21 protein-coding genes are annotated in these 17,412 nt (G+C 53.2%); 17 read left to right on the forward strand and 4 right to left on the reverse strand.

The genetic code is table 11. From position 1 onward, the window contains the following. Positions 1-71 precede the first annotated feature (71 nt). Genes dcm through BN871_RS26100 form a run of 3 tightly spaced genes read left to right on the forward strand, consistent with a single transcriptional unit; the run spans position 72 to position 2,426 of the window. On the forward strand, positions 72-1,499 hold the full coding sequence (dcm, locus tag BN871_RS05235) for a DNA (cytosine-5-)-methyltransferase (protein WP_021877102.1): 1,428 nt from the start codon (positions 72-74) through the stop codon (positions 1,497-1,499). Continuing rightward, positions 1,499-1,900, forward strand: coding sequence for a sigma factor-like helix-turn-helix DNA-binding protein (locus tag BN871_RS05240; protein WP_021877103.1), 402 nt, complete (start codon positions 1,499-1,501; stop codon positions 1,898-1,900). The genes dcm and BN871_RS05240 overlap by 1 nt, the downstream gene beginning before the upstream one ends. Next, a complete protein-coding gene (locus BN871_RS26100; protein ID WP_021877104.1) occupies positions 1,884-2,426 on the forward strand; it encodes a hypothetical protein in 543 nt (180 codons plus the stop codon). The genes BN871_RS05240 and BN871_RS26100 overlap by 17 nt, the downstream gene beginning before the upstream one ends. Here the strand turns inward: BN871_RS26100 and BN871_RS26590 are convergent. Next, on the reverse strand, positions 2,371-2,607 hold the full coding sequence (locus tag BN871_RS26590; RefSeq protein WP_083436254.1) for a helix-turn-helix transcriptional regulator: 237 nt from the start codon (positions 2,605-2,607) through the stop codon (positions 2,371-2,373). The two genes, BN871_RS26100 and BN871_RS26590, sit on opposite strands and share 56 nt — an antisense overlap. 523 nt (positions 2,608-3,130) lie before the next feature. On the opposite strand from BN871_RS26590, the gene BN871_RS05250 reads away from it, so the two are divergent. The 4 genes from BN871_RS05250 (at position 3,131) to BN871_RS05270 (ending at position 6,914) form a co-directional block, all read left to right on the forward strand. Next, complete coding sequence (locus BN871_RS05250) at positions 3,131-3,619, forward strand: hypothetical protein (protein ID WP_021877107.1); 489 nt, start codon at positions 3,131-3,133, stop codon at positions 3,617-3,619. 86 nt (positions 3,620-3,705) lie between these two features. Beyond that, complete coding sequence (locus BN871_RS05255; RefSeq protein ID WP_021877108.1) at positions 3,706-4,197, forward strand: hypothetical protein; 492 nt, start codon at positions 3,706-3,708, stop codon at positions 4,195-4,197. 98 nt (positions 4,198-4,295) lie between these two features. Next, positions 4,296-4,682: a hypothetical protein gene (locus BN871_RS05260; protein ID WP_048744896.1), complete on the forward strand. Its 387-nt coding sequence runs from the start codon at positions 4,296-4,298 to the stop codon at positions 4,680-4,682. A gap of 1,383 nt (positions 4,683-6,065) precedes the next feature. After that, on the forward strand, positions 6,066-6,914 hold the full coding sequence (locus BN871_RS05270; RefSeq protein ID WP_048744897.1) for an RNA ligase family protein: 849 nt from the start codon (positions 6,066-6,068) through the stop codon (positions 6,912-6,914). Between the two features lie 177 nt (positions 6,915-7,091). Here the strand turns inward: BN871_RS05270 and BN871_RS27485 are convergent, their stop codons facing one another. From BN871_RS27485 to BN871_RS05285, 3 genes are all read right to left on the reverse strand, one after another. Beyond that, complete coding sequence (locus tag BN871_RS27485; protein ID WP_157060207.1) at positions 7,092-7,544, reverse strand: hypothetical protein; 453 nt, start codon at positions 7,542-7,544, stop codon at positions 7,092-7,094. Further along, complete coding sequence (locus BN871_RS05280) at positions 7,545-7,793, reverse strand: hypothetical protein (protein ID WP_021877114.1); 249 nt, start codon at positions 7,791-7,793, stop codon at positions 7,545-7,547. It abuts the gene before it with no gap. 273 nt (positions 7,794-8,066) lie between these two features. Next, entirely contained in the window at positions 8,067-8,294 is a 228-nt protein-coding gene (locus BN871_RS05285) for a hypothetical protein (RefSeq protein ID WP_021877116.1), read from the reverse strand. Between the two features lie 218 nt (positions 8,295-8,512). Between BN871_RS05285 and BN871_RS28205 the strand changes: the two genes are divergently transcribed. From BN871_RS28205 to BN871_RS05325, 10 genes are all read left to right on the forward strand, one after another. Continuing rightward, positions 8,513-8,665: a hypothetical protein gene (locus BN871_RS28205; protein ID WP_021877117.1), complete on the forward strand. Its 153-nt coding sequence runs from the start codon at positions 8,513-8,515 to the stop codon at positions 8,663-8,665. Continuing rightward, positions 8,662-9,570: a hypothetical protein gene (locus BN871_RS05290; RefSeq protein ID WP_021877118.1), complete on the forward strand. Its 909-nt coding sequence runs from the start codon at positions 8,662-8,664 to the stop codon at positions 9,568-9,570. Before BN871_RS28205 ends, BN871_RS05290 begins: the two co-directional genes overlap by 4 nt. 465 nt (positions 9,571-10,035) lie before the next feature. Beyond that, positions 10,036-10,434 carry a phBC6A51 family helix-turn-helix protein gene (locus BN871_RS05295; RefSeq protein ID WP_048744899.1) on the forward strand — a complete coding sequence of 133 codons (399 nt, stop codon included), beginning with the start codon at positions 10,036-10,038 and terminating at the stop codon, positions 10,432-10,434. A 1,308-nt stretch (positions 10,435-11,742) separates the two neighbouring features. Then, on the forward strand, positions 11,743-13,197 hold the full coding sequence (terL, locus tag BN871_RS05300; RefSeq protein ID WP_048744921.1) for a phage terminase large subunit: 1,455 nt from the start codon (positions 11,743-11,745) through the stop codon (positions 13,195-13,197). 14 nt (positions 13,198-13,211) lie between these two features. Beyond that, positions 13,212-14,771 (forward strand): phage portal protein, encoded by a 1,560-nt coding sequence (locus BN871_RS05305; protein WP_048744900.1) that lies wholly within the window; start codon positions 13,212-13,214, stop codon positions 14,769-14,771. Between the two features lie 351 nt (positions 14,772-15,122). Continuing rightward, on the forward strand, positions 15,123-15,362 hold the full coding sequence (locus BN871_RS05310; RefSeq protein WP_157060208.1) for a hypothetical protein: 240 nt from the start codon (positions 15,123-15,125) through the stop codon (positions 15,360-15,362). Further along, on the forward strand, positions 15,359-15,511 hold the full coding sequence (locus tag BN871_RS30135; protein WP_374725877.1) for a hypothetical protein: 153 nt from the start codon (positions 15,359-15,361) through the stop codon (positions 15,509-15,511). Before BN871_RS05310 ends, BN871_RS30135 begins: the two co-directional genes overlap by 4 nt. Further along, positions 15,508-16,347, forward strand: coding sequence for a phage minor capsid protein (locus tag BN871_RS05315; RefSeq protein ID WP_048744902.1), 840 nt, complete (start codon positions 15,508-15,510; stop codon positions 16,345-16,347). Before BN871_RS30135 ends, BN871_RS05315 begins: the two co-directional genes overlap by 4 nt. Further along, a complete protein-coding gene (locus BN871_RS28210; RefSeq protein WP_021877125.1) occupies positions 16,347-16,718 on the forward strand; it encodes a hypothetical protein in 372 nt (123 codons plus the stop codon). Before BN871_RS05315 ends, BN871_RS28210 begins: the two co-directional genes overlap by 1 nt. Next, positions 16,718-17,290 (forward strand): hypothetical protein, encoded by a 573-nt coding sequence (locus BN871_RS05325; RefSeq protein WP_021877126.1) that lies wholly within the window; start codon positions 16,718-16,720, stop codon positions 17,288-17,290. The genes BN871_RS28210 and BN871_RS05325 overlap by 1 nt, the downstream gene beginning before the upstream one ends. Positions 17,291-17,412: the final 122 nt, after the last annotated feature.

Consider the following 17,412-nt stretch of genomic DNA (forward strand, 5'->3'; position numbering starts at 1 on the left):
TATGTTAACGCTATTTTATCGCAGAAACCTGCGTGTTACAAACATTTACATTTACGAAGGAGTGACGAGTATTGACGTTTAAGTACATCGAACTTTTCGCGGGCATTGGCGGATTCCGCAGCGCGCTCGATCCGCTGGGCGGCGAATGCGTATTCGCGAGCGAGATTGATCCGTTCGCTACGAAATCATACCGAGCGCTGTATAGCGGAGCCACGGAACTACACGGCGACATTACGCAGATTGGTGCCGCCGACATACCGGACTTTGACGTCCTCGTCGGAGGCTTCCCGTGTCAGGCATTTAGTGTCGCGGGCCAGCGCAAAGGATTCGAGGATGCACGCGGTACGTTGTTCTTCGAGATTGCGCGTATAGCTGCCGCAAAACAGCCGCGCCTTATGCTGTTGGAAAACGTTAAGGGACTACTGTCCCATGACGGCGGGCGGACGGTCGAAACGATGGCGGCCGTGCTGAATCATACCGGTTACGCGATCGACTTCAACGTCCTCAACTCGAAGTATTTCGGAGTTCCGCAGAATCGCGAGCGTATCTTCATTGTCGCGAGCCGGGACGCAGAACATGCGGATTGGGACATACAGGGCTCGGGAGTTGTCGCGAAAAGTAAGCGGCGCATTCAGGCGCTCGGCATTCGCACGTTCAACTTCGACTGGCCGGCGAATAGCGCGGTAATGACGCGGCTGCGGGATATATTGGAGGCTAACGTTGACGAGCGTTATTACTTGTCGGAGGAGAAGACGGCGAGGTTGATTGCGCAGTTAAATGAACGCGGACTGGTGAGCGATTCCGATGACTGTGAAATGATCGGTCATGTTGACGGGGTTAACGGTCATGACATTTGCAGGCGCGTTTATACGCCGACAGGCGTTGCGCCGACAATACCGACCGGTACGAGTGGCAATACAACGCCAAAAATAGCGGAATTTACAGTGTTACAGAAGACAGCGAGTTGGACAACGACCGTTAAGTTTGACGAAACCGGAACGCTTCAAGCCGCGCGACTTGATAAGGTTCCGCAAGTGGTTACGAAGCCGTCTCTTCCGCATATTGATGGCAAACGCATCGTATATGGGCTTGACGGGATTTCCTATTACTATTACGACGATGAGGAAACCGAGATTCGCGCAGTACTAACGCCGGACCGCGAAGAAACACGTCAGGAGGGGCGGAGATTTAAAGGTAACGACGAGGCTGCCTTTACGCTTAATACGCAGGACAAGCACGGGATAGCTGTCGGGAAGTTTCCGCGCTATCGCATCCGCAAGCTTACGCCGCTCGAATGCTGGCGCCTACAAGGCTTTACAGACGCGCAACACGCTACGGCGGCAACCGCTGGCGTGTCGGACTCGCAGCGCTATAAACAGGCGGGCAACGCCGTTACTGTGAACGTAATCCGGGCGCTAGGCGAGCGCCTTGTACCGCTATTAACCGCGAATTCGAGCGAAACAGGCAATCGCTCTAATCGCGTAGAGGAGGCCGTCTAATGGGCGCTAGGAACGTTGACCTAACGAAAGACACACGCAAATATGCTGTCACCTACGCACTCAACTCGGCCGACGGCGTTAAGAAGCTGCTGCGCGACCGCCATAAAATCGGCTTGCGGCGTTTTGCGGGCGATACGGCAGCCAGCGATATTCTTATCGATCTTCACTCGGCAATCGAATCCGCCGGCCTTACCGATCGCCAGGCGGAAGCAATCGCACTCGTATACGGACTCGACGTTACGCAGGCGACGGCGGCGCGTGTAATGGGGATCACGCAGCAAAACGTTGCGGTAAACGTCGATGCTGGCGTTGAAAAGCTCGCCGCCGTCTTCAGGCGCTGGGAATACGGCGAGGTTACGGTCGAAGTAGAAACGGAGGACACCGATGGGGGAGTCGTATAAAGAGGCATTTGTTGACGCCGTTAGCGAAATTATCGCGCAGGATATCGAAGATCGGCCGGAGAGAATCGCAGCCATTCACGGACTGACGGAGGCTTACGTTGAGGATATCGGAGAACGCCCGGACGCCGCGCAGCTCGAGCGCCTGGCCGATTATATTCTACGCGAAGAACTGGCCGATCCTAACCCGTACAAAATGACGCACGAAGAATATCCGTTTATGAGCGAGTGGCAATTCGAACTTAGGCGCGATAGGGAGACGGGCATGAAGGCGGCTGAGCACGCTGGAACAGACGGACGCGACCACCGCAAGCCTACGAAGCGCCGCCGCACGAATTACGAGAACTGGCGAGTCGATAAAGACGCTCACGGGCGTAACAAGGCGCGCCAAGACCAGTATAAACGCGATACTTCGCCCGGCCCGCTTATTACGTATTCCTTGCGCGATACAGGCGGCGAGTTCAAGCCGGAGTTTACCGAGGCTCGGACGCAGGCGGGGCGCTGGCATCGTCTACTAGCGCAAGGATAGCGCCGGGTTCCACGTCAAAGTAAACGCATAGCTTTGCGATAAGGTCGCGCGGATAACGCTCCATTTCGTCATTGTATAGTTGGCGTACACTTTCGAAACGGTAGTCGATGTCACGCGCGATTTCTCGTATGGAGACGCCGCGGGCTTCGGCCAGGGCGCGTAGATTGGATCGTATTTGCAACGGGAACACCTCCGGTATGATACGAGTTTACCCTGACGCGAAAAAAGAGTCAATTACGTATTGACACGCTAAAGGAGTCGGTGTAATATTGACACTAAAAACGAGTCAAACAAACGGAGGCGAGCGAAATGATTCTAGTGTTGGCGTGGATTGGCGCAACAGTTACGGTAATAACGATGATTGAGCGGGCGCCGGAGATGAACGATCATGTATAAGCGCGATGTGCTCCGCATTGTCTACTATACGCGCAAAGTTCGCCAAGCAACGGAAAGAGGAGCGCATGTGCCGCGTAACCGTGTATCGCGTCTGCTTGCGTATAAGGCTGCGATGAATGAGCGCCTGGAGGCGGAAAGGAGGCGGCCGTTGTGGTAGCGAAGTATACGCATGGGAAACGAATCGGGCGGGCTCTTTACGTGAGGACGCGCGGCGGTAATTGGGTGGATTTGCGGCTGGCTTGCGCGGTAAATTACGAGGGGGTAGCGATGAAAGTAGATTACAGTTCGGTAAGCAGAGGAGGGCGCCCATGAGTAACGAACAGCAGCCATACGGAGAAGGCGGGGATTGCAGGTGTATCCATTGCGGGATACCGGACAGCCGGACATGGGTGTGTGAACGGTGCCAGAAGGAGCAGGACGTTCGCGCACGCAAATCCCTCCGCAAAGATACTATGCCCACACAGCAGCGCATGACGCCGGAGCAGATGGCGGAGATCGTGCAGCGCGTGGAATTGCTGGACGAAGCCTACCGGGATTATGACGAGGACGCCGATATCGCGGACATGCAAGAGTCGCTGAAACACAACCGATCCCTCCTAGCCGAGGTACAGCGCCAGCAGGACGAAAAGCAGCGCTTATGCGATTGGCTTACGCACTTTGCCGTAGGTGCCCAACGCGAAGCAGAAACGCAATCTGACCGCGATCGAGCGATGTACGCCGAAGGCGGGGCGCATGTCGCTCGCGAACTCGTTCGGATGATTCAAAGCGGAAGATTCACGAAGGCCGGTGTTTCTTAACCGGTCATTTTTTCCGCTTGCGCACCGAACATACATTCGTTATATAATGGCGATATACGATCATACGTTCGGAGGTAACGCGCACAATGAGCAAATTGGACGGAAACGAGCGCTGGAAATCGAAAATGCTGCTGACGGAGCACGTCGAAGGATATACGGAGAGGCACACGACAGAGACGCCGACTACACGCGCCAAAGCGGTCCCGTCTTCAGAAGAGTTGACGATGATACGCGATGACATCATGCTTCCGTTTATGATGACGATGGTCCAGAAGAGTGTGGACGATATCGAGCGGTCCACGAACGTACTCCGCCGTCTATATGCGCAGGCCGGCCGTGCTATTCTCGATCAGATCAGCGCGGATCATTTCGTCATCCGGCGGGATCTCAAGCAGCGGAACATTCGCGTCATTCCATACGAAACGGACAGCGCGGCCGCCGTCATCAACTACGAATATTATTGCCGCGGCTATCGGGGCGAGTTCGGTATGATTCGCGAGCACTTGCGGTCGCAAATTGCCATGCGGCTGGCGAAGTATACGGCGGATTTGGGCGCGGTTATGAAGGGCGGACAGTGACGTTCGCGCTCTGTTCCCATTTACATGTGTATATGTTTGTGTTATATTTAAATCACAGCAAGGGACGACGCGGAAACCACTCGAAGGGGCCGAGAACAATGAATTACCTCGAAATCGCTAAAGAAATCCTTGAGAATAACTGGTTCGTCGGCGTTCGCACCCTTTGCGACGATGAGCAATACGAAGTTGGCGATGACTGTCGCCCATCTTACGAATGGGATATCGAGAATGACTGCTCGACCTACCACACAACCGGCGAAACGGCGGTCGGTACTTGCGCGACACACATAGATACAGGGTATTTCAAGACCGAAGATGAGGCTGCTGAGTTGGCAGTTCGAATCGCGGAGGCTGTAGCCAAAAACCAAATCTACGGCAAAGCGCAGCAGGTCATCATCGGCGGGCACTCTGTCAATAACGACGGATACTTTGACGAGGGCGAAATTCGCATCGTCGAGGCATTTGTAGTGGCGGTGGTCATATAATGCCCCGCCAATTGCTCGACCTAACAGGCGAGAAGCATGGACGCTTAACTGTCATTAAAGAGGCCCCGCGATCTGGCTATACAAGACGCTGGGAGTGTATGTGTGATTGCGGCAATCCTAATGCTGTAATTGTAACGCAACCAAACTTGCGTAACGGCCACACTCTTTCCTGTGGTTGCTTCCAACGAGAAATGGCCTCAGAGTCAAACGGAGTCGAATTAACGGGGAGACGCTTCGGTCGTTGGACCGTTCTGAAACGCGCGGGCAAAAGCAACAACCGCAAAATTATGTGGCTATGCCAATGCGTCTGCGGCGAAGAGCGCCCTGTCTTGTCCAATCGCCTCCTATCTGGCGAGTCAACCTCATGCGGGTGCTCTCGAACCGACTCAATTGCTCATGCTCGCAAGGTGTTAAGGGAGCAATTCACGGTCAATGGTGTACCCCTACCCAAACTGGAGCAAAAGGTTCGATCGGACAACAAATCCGGATTAAAGGGAATATCCTTGCGAAAGACATCCGACGGACAAAAGAGATACATGGTGCGCATTACCGTCAAGGGGAAACACGTTCATCTCGGAACTTATAAGACTGTAGACCTGGCGCGTAAAGCTCGGAAAGTAGGCGAACAACTGTACCATTACCCCTATCTCCGGCTAAAGAAACGCCCTAAAAGACGTCAGTCTGTAGAAAGAGAATGCACATTATGCGGAACAGACTTTATGGGTGGGCACCGGGCGAAATTCTGTCCTAAATGCAAATCACTCATGAATGCAGAATATGTACGTCAACATTTGAATCGGGCAGCAAAAGGACTTGCAAGGAGAATCGGAATGACATATTCCTGCGACCGTTGCGATGCCGATTTTATCTTGAAGACAGCAACCCAAAAATTTTGTGAAAATTGTCATGACCATCTTTACCAAAATGGCAGGCGAGCATATTCACACGAGTTTTATGAGCTAAACAAATCCCGGATTCTTATAAATCACAGACGAAGGGAGCAGAAAAAAAGAAAGAAGGATGACCATGGTGAATGAATGGATCGGCTCCGGCCCTTGGCAAGGTTGGAGACTCACAACGGAGCACGCCGCCAGCAGCTTTGGGCAACCTGTGCTTGTCGACCCGGACGGCCGCGCCTATACCCCCGTTGATATTCGCGCGAAAGTGTACCAATCCGACCTAGCGCGCCAAATTGGCAGTACCCGCGCGGCAATAACAGGCCGCATCAATCGCGGAACCTTACCGCCATTTGACGGAGTTGATTCCGTCGGCCGTTCGTATTGGTTCGAGTCTACGATTAAGGACGTCACATAACTTACCAGCGCGATTCCAGCCGCCATAATGTTATACTCGCCTTATTTACGAAAAAGGCGGGTGTACACGATGTTTATAGCGCCAATGCTGTTGGAGAAGCGCGAGGAACCGTTTGACGACGATCGCTACGTATTTGAACCGAAAATAGACGGACATCGTCTCGTTATCTCGCTATCCGGCGGCCGCTTGAACATGTATACTCGCCACGGCAACGAAGTCACGCGCCAGTATCCGGAGCTGCATGACGTTCCGACGCGCTCCGATATCGTCCTGGACGGCGAAGTCGCCTGCGTCAATTCGGTGACCGGCGCAATCGAATTCGAGTCGGTCATGGAGCGCTTCAAACTCGCCAAGGAAGCGCGTATAACTGAGGCTGCCCGTACGAGGCCGGTCCATTTCTTCGCGTTCGACGTGCTGAGCGTTGCCGGCCGCGATGTTCGCAATTTGCCGCTGACCGAGCGTAAGGCGATCCTAAACGAGAGCATAACGAATAACCCGTATTTCAGCCGCGTATTAAGCGTTGAAGGAACGGGTAGGTCGTTATTTGACGTTGTGCAGGCGCGCCGCTTAGAGGGCATCGTAGCCAAGCGAAAAGATAGCGCGTATGTATCCCGCCGGTCGGCCGCGTGGCTCAAAGTTATCAATTACGAGTATGCCGACGTCTATATCGCCGGCTGGCGGAAGGAAGAATTCGGCTGGCTCGCGCAGGATGAGTCGGGGCGCGGCGTCGGTATCGTAGAGCTCGCGGTGCCGGTCGCGCATCGGAAGGCGTTTTATAGCGTCGCGCGGGCGCTCGTGACCGGTGAGGATCGCGCCTTCGTCTACGTGGAGCCGCGCGTTAAGGTGCGGGTGCGGTTTCGGAATTGGACGAGTGGAGGGCGGTTAAGGACGCCGGAATTCGTTAAGTTTATCGTTTAATGGTGATTTGAGAACGGAACGTCTATCATTATCCTTTCGACTTCCTCTACGCTAATTCCAAAATGCTCACTCGTTTTCTTGTCCACAATTGGATCGTGAATTTCAGGATCGTAATTTTCCCCGTAGTTCGTAAGCGAGTTAAACTCATTCATAGCAAACTCATAAATCTCAATGTCTTTATCGCTTTGTCTGCTGCTTAGGTTTATTTGTTGGTTTTCCAGTATCATAACTCCCGCTGTAATTAATTGAAGCTTCACTACTTCTTTGAATATACTCTGAGTTCATGTACAGATCGAAAATGGTTCTATCCATAGGTTCTTTTGTAGAAAAGGTGTATTCAAATACTCCGGCGGGTCTGGAGATTACGACATCCGAAGCATATATAAAGCCATCCTTTAAAATAGCCTCTCCTTCAGATTCATAATCGCCCTGTTTTAGGGAGTAAATGTATTTACCTTCCGGAGGGAGATTCTTTTCTTGAACTCTGAAGGTGTAAAACCCATTGTCGAGAGGCGTGAACTCTGGGTTTGAGAATTCTAAATTCTTTAGTAATGGTTCATCGACAGCTTGACTTGACGAGCATCCTGAAATACCAACCAAAATTATAAGCCATAAAATTGCTACCCGCATCTACAAGTCCTCACGTAATTTATCTCGCAAGAATGCGCGTTTTTCTTCCGCATCAATCTCTTCGAAATTCTCGTCTAACTGCAGCGTGTGGTGATAGCGGCCGCCATCGTATGTATGAAGGACCGTCGGCTTCAAATCGCCATGACCGACGTCCATTTCCGTTACATAATCGATTTCCTCCGGACTCAGCTCGCGCCAGTTGCCGGAGACTACCGGGGATGTGCCGACCGGAAACGCGATAAATATCATAATAAACGCCTCCTCGTTAAATACGCTGAGTCCGCGGCTGCTGATTTACACCGCTTATTAGCGCTTGATAATGTCTCGCGCATTTTTCACACGTTAAGTACGCTTCCTTCCAGTTGTGCGCGCGCCTTGTATTCCGTTCATCGCAATAGTAATTTCCGTCAACAAATCCGGGAGTGTCGCGATCAATTCCGCGCTCAAATTCGAAGATATGCGTTACTCTTTGGCCGGGCAGCACCGAGTATCTAAGCGGCAACTTTTCGTAGTCGACTCTTATCAAAGTGGGATCGCCTCCGCGATTTCAAACGTACAATGTTCGCGAACATACGTCTCGCCGCGCACCGTTACGATTCCGTACGTTAGATCGTCGTGAGTGACCGCCGGCTCGAACGCATCAATGCGGCCGGTTCCGATCAGCTCGCGGTCCTGGAATACGAGTACGAGCGCGTTTTCCATCTGCGCGGTATAAAAGTGGATAGGATGCGTTAATTGGCGGGCTTTCACGAGTATATGCGCTCCCTTTTACGTAATATTTTCCATTGTAAACGGCATTAATTACGCTGACAACCGTGTATTTTGCGTCATCTCAAACCTATAGAGTATACGAAGGTTTTAAGGCGCTATCTCTTCGCAGAGATGGCGTCTTCTTTGCGTTTGGTTACGGAAAGAGCCGGGCATACTCCGGCCACCTTACGCTCAAAAACGAATAGGAGGCGTTATGAATGGCCCAATTTGGCGAATTGAACGCGAAAGTAACCGTAGACGTATCGGAGGCAATCAGCGCGCTTAAAGCGATCCAGCGCGAAGCAAAGCGGGCGACTGCGGACTTGCGCGAAATGGAAGCCGCGTTGAAAGCGGTGAGTGCGCGCCAATGACGGATAGATTCGGCAAGCACTCGTACTATGACGAAGACAGCGGCCGCAGCCTTACGATTGTTGACGAGGCCGAGCATAGCGTTATGAGCCACGAACAACTGGCGGCTCTGCGTGCGGAGAAACAGCGCCAGGACGCGATTAAGGCCGGCGGTATCCGCCATTACGTTACGGCCTATCACGGACCCGTCCGCAAGCTCAACGATATCCTATCGCTTAACGAAATAGGCGCGATCATGAAGCTGGTTCCGTACATGCGATTCGATAAGGACGGCGCACTCATGCTCGATACAAAGCGGATGGGTATCGCTGAGATAGCGAAGGTAATCGGCAAGGCTTCCCGCTGGTCCGTTACTCTCGTCGGCAATCTCGTTGATACTGGCGTACTTGTCGCGGAGAAAGAGGGCCGCCGCAACGTTTACATCGTAGCCGAAGCGTATCATACGATCGGACGAGCGGTAAGTGGTACGCCATTTACGAAGGTGTACCAAACGAAGACGCGCACGGATATCGCGAATGTGTCGATACAGGCGGCAGGCTTTTTGTATAAGATGATTCCGTTTATCCACTACGAGCACCTCTATTTGTGCTGCAATCCAAACGTCAGGGACAGCGAGCAGATCCGCCACCTATCGCAGAATCGTTTTGCGGAAGAGGTCGGCGTCGACCATGAAACGTCCGTCCGCTGTATGCGCGAATTGATATCGGCCGGCTTCGTCATGCGGTCGGAGGCTTTCGGCGCTAAGATTATTCGAATGAATCCGGACGTCATGTTCCGCAAGCGGACGAAGGATGAGCGCGACGATATTACCGAGTTCGTACGCGGCGAGTTCCGCCAGGCTTTGAACGCGGATAAACAGGGCGACAGAGGCGAGGTTGCGGTCGACGAGCGGAAGTTGCCGTTCTAACTGGTTGGAATACTGCATAGTTCAGGGCAAAACTGGTTGGAATACTGCATAGTTCGAAAGTGGCTTAAACGTAGTGGTGGCGCGGCTTTGCGGCGTTTTTGGCTCCGGGCATCTCTTATTCTTAGGGATAGCGGGGCATCAACGCCCCTTGCGCAATTTTACGAAATAGGTGCACTTTTTTGCACGCGGATAATAGCGCTTGTTCCCGGACGGTTTGAAAACCGAGCGCGAACATAAGGTCAACCCATTCGACGCCGGCCAAAAGCGGGCCGACATCGGCTTATTGGACTATAGACGCGTTGCTCTTAAACGTAGTGATAATCGCGCCAAAGGATATAGATAGTCCGACGCAAGGCGAAGCCGCCGCGGAGGGACAAGGAGCGTAGCGACGCGTCAGTTCCCTTTAGCTTGCGCCGAGTCTAAGACTCAACGGAAGCATACGTAATACAAACGGAGGTGTACGAAATGCAATCGCTAAAGACGGAACAGTACGTAGCCATTCGTTACCTGGCGTTACCTAGATCGGAGCGTCCTACGGTAGATGAGATCGCGAAGGAATGCGGAGTACATCGCGCGACCATTTTCGAGTGGAAGAAGCATCCGCTGTTTGAGGCGGAGCTCAAGCGCCAGATGATACGCAATAGTCAGGATATGCTGCCGGAATTAATCGAGTCTCTGCCGCGTATTGCGATGCGCGACGGTAATGCGGCCATGGCGAAACTGGCGCTGCAGATTAACGGTATGCTTACGGACAAGGTCGAAGTGGAAACGAAGGACGGCGGCGTTACCGATGTGGAGGCGTTGAGAGAGCGCTTGGAGGCGATTAAACGGCGGGAGTCGGATACGGATAGCTTGCGCCATTAAGATGTAGGGATGCGCGTATAGGGCGGCGACAGACTCCGACTATGGCGCGCATTCTCTGCACGGGGCTCCTGACACGCGCCCTCTTCGAAACTTTTCGGAGTTCATTGCGCCGATCGCCTTCATAACGCCTATATTCGTAGCACAATCGTACAAATAACGCGTACAAATTCGCGGACGTGTTCGTATCCGTAACGGAAGAATGGCATAATGGCGCGGTTTGGCGGCGGAGAGGATGCGAACATAGATACGAATAAAATCCGTATTTTGCGCACATGTACTACGCTGTAATGCGTTAAAGCGTGACAAATCACTTCCATACTTTAGCGCGGTGAAGCGTTACCCCCAAGCGGGGTGGCGTATGGGGGCGGTCTAGGCCCGAAAACAATCCGCGTATCAAAAATAACGTTTGACCTTTCGTTGTCCCACCGTATGCATAACGTTTTGGCCTATTTAATCGCGGCATATTAGCGCGCCTAGCACTTCCGGAGGGTATTCGTATCCGTCCGCAGTCGAGGCGCTTATTTCACGTTGATTTTAAGGAGGCGCCGTATGGCGTGGATTGTTACGAATAAAGGCGATCAAGTCTGCCGCCAACTCGCTGATCGTCATTACTCACGTCAGAAGGTGGGAGCGCGTCAATTTACGCGTCCAGGACGAAATTTAGTCCTACGTACTGAAGTTGGCGACGCGGTGTGGGTAACATGGTCGGGAATACGGGATGATGGCGTAGATGCCTGGGAATGTACGATATTCCGCAATGAATCAGCGCAACTAAGTAGCGAACTTATTCGCGAGGCAGTAGAAATTACGTTATCGGAATGGGGAACGCCTCCCATTGACGGCATAATCACATACGTAAACGAAGAAAAGGTCCGGAGCATAAATCCGGGCTTTTGTTTTTTAAAGGCGGGATGGACGAAAATAGGACGGTCTAAGCGCCGGAATCTACTACGTTTGCAGGCGCCAACTAATTAAGTAAAGGAGGCGGTCGATATCGCTTGGATAGACGGAAAATGGCTGAAGCGTCCGGAGCGCGACGCAAGACTCGCGGAACTGGCGCCGGTCGTTAACGCGGTCGATCTTGACGATATCGACGCGCTCCCTGACGATGTGAAGCGCGAGCTCGACGTCGTGACGGAAGAATACGAACGGCTGGCGCGCATCAACGCCGGTGAAGACGACCTGATCGCGTTTTCGTTCGAATACTTCTCGGAAGCGCGCAATCCGGGCAACGCCGGCAACTGGGACGGCTTCGACATCGAGCGCCTGGCCGATGCGCCTGCGTTTCACCGCGATATCGCCGTTATAATGGACGATGTCAGCAACGTGAATACAAACGATAAGGTGGCCGTTGCCGCGCCCCGTTCGCACGCAAAATCAACGTATTTGTCGAAGGCGTTCCCGTTGCGCGAGATCCTGTATCGCAAGCGTAAATACGAGATCATCATATCCGAGACGCCTGCGGTATCCAGCGGCAACCTCGACTGGATCGCGATGCAGCTCAAGCATAACGAAAAACTCCGCCGCGACTTCGGACCGCTGATGTCGCCGAAACAGCAGGAGAATCCGAAGGACAACTCGTCTGAATTTATCGCATGGGAACCGCAGGATAACGGTATACCGCGGCTGCTTACGAAAGTGGAGGCGGCTTCGACCGGGCAGGCGCTGCGGGGGCGGAACTGGAACGGCGTGCGGCCGGACCTTATCGTATGCGACGATTTGGAAGATGTTAAATCAAACGCGGCGACGGCGGAATTACGCGAGAAGATGCGGAACTGGTTCGCGCAAACCGTAGTTCCGCTCGGAGATCCGAAAGGGAAGCGGACGGCCTTCGTATACATGGGAACGACGGTCCATCACGAAGCGCTTCTCGTTCACGTGTTGCACAAGCGGTCGGACTTTCGCAGCCGCGTTTATCGCGCGATTATCGACTGGCCCGAACGAATGGACCTATGGGAAGCGTGCCGCCTCGTCTACGTTGACCGCGACAATCCGAATCGGGCGAAGGATGCGCGCGAGCTATACGAGCTGAATCGCGCTGAAATGGACCGCGGCTGTCGAGTGCTGTGGCCGGAAGCGCAGCCGATATGGAAGCTGATGACATGGAAATGGGATAACGGTAGCAAGGCGTTTAATACGGAGTATATGAACAACCCGGTCGACGAGGAATCGATGGTCTTCAATCCGGAGCGCTTTACGTATTGGGACGGGAAGTTAGACGAGGGCTTCTACGAGTATCCGCGAAATCACTCCGAGTATGATGTTTATATGGGCATCGACTTCGCCATGGGTAAGCAACGCGGAGACTACTCGGCTATCGTTACGATCGCGAAACATAGGACCAGCGGCGCAGTTTACGTTGTAGATGCGTACGGCGAGCGCGTTCATCCAGACGTGTTCTTACGAGTTATTACGGAGAAGGTGACGCGCTTCCAGCCGACAGGTATCGCAGCAGAGGCGCAGGCGGCCCAGGAGTTTTTCGTACACAAGCTAAAGCAGGCGCTGCAAGCTACGGGATATCCCGTTAATCGGCGCGTGAAAGAAATATACCAGCGGAGTCGTAAAGAACTCCGGATAGAGGCGCTACTCCCGGACATCGAGAGTGGCGCTATTCAGTTTTCACGGAAACATGCGCTGCTTCTCGAACAATTCGAAATGTATGGAACGGGGAGCCACGATGACCTTCCGGATGCGCTCGAAATGGCGGTAAGCATCGCGAAGAAATCGGTACGGAAAGTAATTGACAAGCCGCTATGGCTATGAGGGGAGGTTAGCGATTGGGGAAGTTGTTTACGACGGGCGCCGCTTATCCGCCGGCAGCCGATATACAGCGCATTGCGACGTACAAGCGTGCTAGAACGATATTTGACGGACGCCAGTACGAGATTTACGAAAGGGCTGCGGAACTGTTGAAAGACACGCCGCATGCCGCGCAGCTTCGAACGCTTTACCTCGCGGTGAATGTCGTTGATATTCTCGTCACGAAGCCGGCCGATTTACTAGTTGGCGAGCCTCCGACATATATCAGCGGCCACCCGGACGATGCGATTGAGCAGCAGCGACTTGCGTCTATCGTCGAAGAGAACGACATGAACACGCTCATTCACGAAGTCGTAACCGGAGCCGGCATCCGCGGTGACGCGTTCCTCAAAACGTATTATGCGCCGCGTTACGATGTGAGCGAAACGGTGAGCGCTCAGTTTGAAGCGCCGGAAATCGCAAATGAACCGATTATCGAAGCGGTGGACGCGACAATCGTATTCCCGGAGCTGTCGCGCGGATCACGTAAGCGGTTCAAGGCGATCAATATCGCGTATGTCGAATGGGTAGCGACTGAAATGCGGCCCGGCCTCGAAAAGTATCTGACGCGTAAAAGTGAGCGTTACGTGGAGGTTCCGTTTCTCGTAGTCGAGCGGCATATTCCCGGATACATCACATATGAACGCTATCGGCTCGAAGAAAACGGCGTCGACACATCTTATGGCGTGCCTATTCCGCTGTTTAAGATCGGCGAACAAGCCGCGACCGGACGCGATGAAGACGTTGTAGAGACGGGTATTCCGGAGCTTCTCGTTCATCATATTCCGTATAAAACGGTAGACGACCGCTGGAACGGTATCGGCGGCATTGAGAAGTTAGAGAGCGTCTTAGCCGCGATTAATGATCGGATGACGATGATTGACTACGTGCTGCACCGGCACGGCGACCCTACGGCTTACGGTCCGGAGCTGCCTACGGATGCTGACGGGGGAATTCGGTTTGGTGGGAAATACATTCCGACTACTAAAGAAGATATCGCGCCGGGCTATATGGAGTGGAACTCGCAACTTGACGGTTGCTTCAAAGAACTCGACATTCTGCTCGGCCTCGTCTACCAAATGTCCGAAACCCCACAATGGCTGTTCGGTACGACGCTCGCAGAGGATAAAGGCGGTTCCGGTACGTCTCATAGCGATGGTTCTGCGATTCAAATGCGGATGATGCCGATTCTAACGAAAGTCAAACGCATTCGTAACTACGTCGACCGCGCCGTCCGAGACGCGCTATGGATCGCGATGAAGCTCGAAAACTTCGCAAACGACGGAATGGACGACTTTATCGCGTATGATCCGATTTACCCAGCGATCAACTGGAAGGACGGTCTGCCGAAGGATCTGAAGGCCGAAGCCGAAGCGTATTCAATCCGCACAGGCGGTAAGGCAACACTCGACGTCGAGAGCGCGATAAAACGCATGGACGGCATCACTGACGATAAGGTGCGCGACATCACCGCCAAGATTGCGGAGGATGAAAAAGCTACAGTTGGAACCGTGGACGCATCGGTATTTAACGCATAAACAAAGAGACCGCGGCCTTATGGCTTTGCGGTCTTTCGCGTTAGGAGGAAGCCGCAATTAAGCTGACGTTGGAAATTGTTAGACAGTTTTTTGAGAGCCGCGGATTCGTCTTGCTTGAAGATGCTTACAAGAATTCGGAGCACCCCATGCGATATATCTGCTCTTGTGGAAATGAAAGCCACATGAGTTATAAGAACGCTAAAAAGGGAAGAAATTGCGCTGATTGCGGGCGAAAAAAGCTTTCGCTTGCAAAGGTAATTTATACGCATGATTACGTGTCGCAATTCTTTGCGGATGCTGGATGCGTGCTACTCGATGAGTATCGCGCGAATCCTAACGAGAAACTGCGCTATGTCTGTAAATGCGGAACTGACTCTTCCATTCGGTGGTCGCACTTCATGCGCGGGCATCGCTGCCAATATTGTCGCGCTCAAGGAAATAAGAAGCCACACATTACGGACGATGAGCGAATTACTCGAAGACTTTACCAGGCATACAGAGAATGGCGAACAGAGGTATTTGAGCGAGACGGGTACCGATGTCGTTGCTGCGGTGAGTCTCGACGGTACCTTAACGCTCATCACATTTTGAATTACGCAGAACATCGCGACAGGCGCGTTGATGTTACGAATGGGGTCACGCTTTGTAAAACGTGTCACGACCACTTCCATCGTCTGTACGGACGTAGAAATAACAACGAAGTACAGCTATCGGAGTTCATACGGGAGGTAGCGGTATGATCACGCCGGCACCGAATTATGACCGATCCATCACGCGCCTGACCGACGCCTATAAAGACGCTGTCCACGAAATCCTGCGCGAACTCAACGCGATGGACCTCACCGCGCTTGATCGCGCCATGACAACGGCCGCCCTCGCGGAGGTTTCGCGCATCCTAGCGGCCCTTAACGCAGAGTCGGCGGCTTGGGTTGCGGAGAATGTACCGATCGCGGCGCGTGACGGCGTTGTGCGTACGATACTCGCGCTTGGCGTCGCCGATACGTTAAAGGACGCGCAGAAACTCGTACGGATGACGCGCACGAATAGCGCGATGGTGGCGGCCGTGGTCGCAGACACGCAGGCGGATCTGCTCGCGGTGACGCAGAATATCGATCGGCGCGTTAAGGCGGCGGTACGGAAGGCGGCAGCCGATTCAATGCGCGCTAACATGGCAGCGGGAATCAACGGGTGGCGGGCCATCAATCGCGATATACTCGCCGGCATGCGGAAGACGCTCGGCGACAGCGTAAATACCGGCATTATAGATGCGGCCGGGCGGCGCTGGAAACCGGAAGTGTACGTCGATATGCTGACGCGTACGAAGATGATGCAGGCGCACATGGACGCGACGATTAACGAAGCGCTCGCCCGCGACGTTCAATACGGTGTGATATCGCGGCACGGTGCTACGGATAAATGCCGCTTGTACGAAGGGAAAGTCGTGAAATTAACGCCAGATGCTCCGGGTGCTTACCCGTATGTTGGCGCGCTGCCACGGAATGAGATATTTCACCCGAATTGCCGGCATCTCGTAAGCCCCGTAAGGCGTCCGGAAACTATCGAAGGAGGTACGTAATGCCAGCGAATACAGCGCCGCTTAACGAGGCGGTAGGAAAGAACGCGACATATAAAACGGTGCCGGGCCAGTATTACAATCCGCAGACTGATGCGTACGAGGTGACGCAGGGAAGTGGAGGAGCGCCTAACGTTCGTTTTGTTGAAGCCAGCGCGCAAGGGGCGGCGGCAATTACGCCAAACGATAGCACCGATCTTGCGAAGGTGACCCGCGGCCTTTACGTCGGAACTGGCGGCGATATTAAGATTACGATGGCCGACGGCTCCGTTGTGACGCGCAAAAACGTGGCCGGAGGAATTACCCATCCGTGGGCAGTAAAACGCATATGGGCTACCGGGACAACAGCAGCGGACTTAATCGGTGACTATTAATGTTAATTGGTTTATCTACTGGAATGGCGTTCATGCGCGGCAGAAAGAAGCGAATAGTGACAGATAACTTTTCTAGAGCAGATAGTAATTCGTCACTCGGTAAGGCAGAGACGGGCCAATCGTGGGTTTTACAGAGTTTCATCGCGGGAGTCAAGTCAGGAGCAGCATACCTAGTAAGCGGAACGGGGCGCGCCTTAGTTGATTCCGGAGTCGCGGATAATTTCGCTATCGAATCGCAATTCAAGAAAGTACCGACTGACGCTTCGGTTCAGCGAATTATCTTCCGATATGTTGACAGCTCTAACGAAATGTTTTTTGGGAAAATCACGGCAACTACCTATGGTGTGATCCGCAGATCAGGCGGTTCCCTGACAACAATTGCTTCGTATGCACAAACTCCGGCTGACGGCGACCGCGTCCGTATCGAAGTTCGCGGTAGTAACATCAGAATACTTTTAAACGGTGTCCAGATTATACAGGTTACAGACCCTGCGAATATTACCGGAACACAAGTCGGGTTGTTCTTCTCGACCGGTTGTGAGTTCGAATATTTCGTAATGGAGGCGTTGTAATGTTAGAGGTAGTTCGAGTCCGGGTCGGGGTAGGCGCTGAATTGCCTTCGGGTAAGACCCTGGATTCATGTGCTGATAATGAGGGTCCCTACCGCCCAAAAACTTTTTCCGGTGAGAGCTGG

This window comes from Paenibacillus sp. P22 (assembly GCF_000469945.2).
Classification (GTDB): Bacteria; Bacillota; Bacilli; order Paenibacillales; family Paenibacillaceae; genus Paenibacillus_O; species Paenibacillus_O humicus.

What these genes read in the sequence shown, in the direction of transcription:
- BN871_RS05240 (WP_021877103.1), top strand. Translation starts at nt 1,499, where the DNA reads ATGGGCGCTAGGAACGTTGACCTAACGAAAGACACACGCAAATATGCT.
- BN871_RS26100 (WP_021877104.1), top strand. Translation starts at nt 1,884, where the DNA reads ATGGGGGAGTCGTATAAAGAGGCATTTGTTGACGCCGTTAGCGAAATT.
- BN871_RS05250 (WP_021877107.1), top strand. Translation starts at nt 3,131, where the DNA reads ATGAGTAACGAACAGCAGCCATACGGAGAAGGCGGGGATTGCAGGTGT.
- BN871_RS05255 (WP_021877108.1), top strand. Translation starts at nt 3,706, where the DNA reads ATGAGCAAATTGGACGGAAACGAGCGCTGGAAATCGAAAATGCTGCTG.
- BN871_RS05260 (WP_048744896.1), top strand. Translation starts at nt 4,296, where the DNA reads ATGAATTACCTCGAAATCGCTAAAGAAATCCTTGAGAATAACTGGTTC.
- BN871_RS05270 (WP_048744897.1), top strand. Translation starts at nt 6,066, where the DNA reads ATGTTTATAGCGCCAATGCTGTTGGAGAAGCGCGAGGAACCGTTTGAC.
- BN871_RS27485 (WP_157060207.1), bottom strand. Translation starts at nt 7,544, where the DNA reads ATGCGGGTAGCAATTTTATGGCTTATAATTTTGGTTGGTATTTCAGGA.
- BN871_RS05280 (WP_021877114.1), bottom strand. Translation starts at nt 7,793, where the DNA reads ATGATATTTATCGCGTTTCCGGTCGGCACATCCCCGGTAGTCTCCGGC.
- BN871_RS28205 (WP_021877117.1), top strand. Translation starts at nt 8,513, where the DNA reads ATGGCCCAATTTGGCGAATTGAACGCGAAAGTAACCGTAGACGTATCG.
- BN871_RS05290 (WP_021877118.1), top strand. Translation starts at nt 8,662, where the DNA reads ATGACGGATAGATTCGGCAAGCACTCGTACTATGACGAAGACAGCGGC.
- BN871_RS05295 (WP_048744899.1), top strand. Translation starts at nt 10,036, where the DNA reads ATGCAATCGCTAAAGACGGAACAGTACGTAGCCATTCGTTACCTGGCG.
- terL (WP_048744921.1), top strand. Translation starts at nt 11,743, where the DNA reads ATGGACGATGTCAGCAACGTGAATACAAACGATAAGGTGGCCGTTGCC.
- BN871_RS05310 (WP_157060208.1), top strand. Translation starts at nt 15,123, where the DNA reads ATGTCTGTAAATGCGGAACTGACTCTTCCATTCGGTGGTCGCACTTCA.
- BN871_RS05315 (WP_048744902.1), top strand. Translation starts at nt 15,508, where the DNA reads ATGATCACGCCGGCACCGAATTATGACCGATCCATCACGCGCCTGACC.
- BN871_RS28210 (WP_021877125.1), top strand. Translation starts at nt 16,347, where the DNA reads ATGCCAGCGAATACAGCGCCGCTTAACGAGGCGGTAGGAAAGAACGCG.
- BN871_RS05325 (WP_021877126.1), top strand. Translation starts at nt 16,718, where the DNA reads ATGTTAATTGGTTTATCTACTGGAATGGCGTTCATGCGCGGCAGAAAG.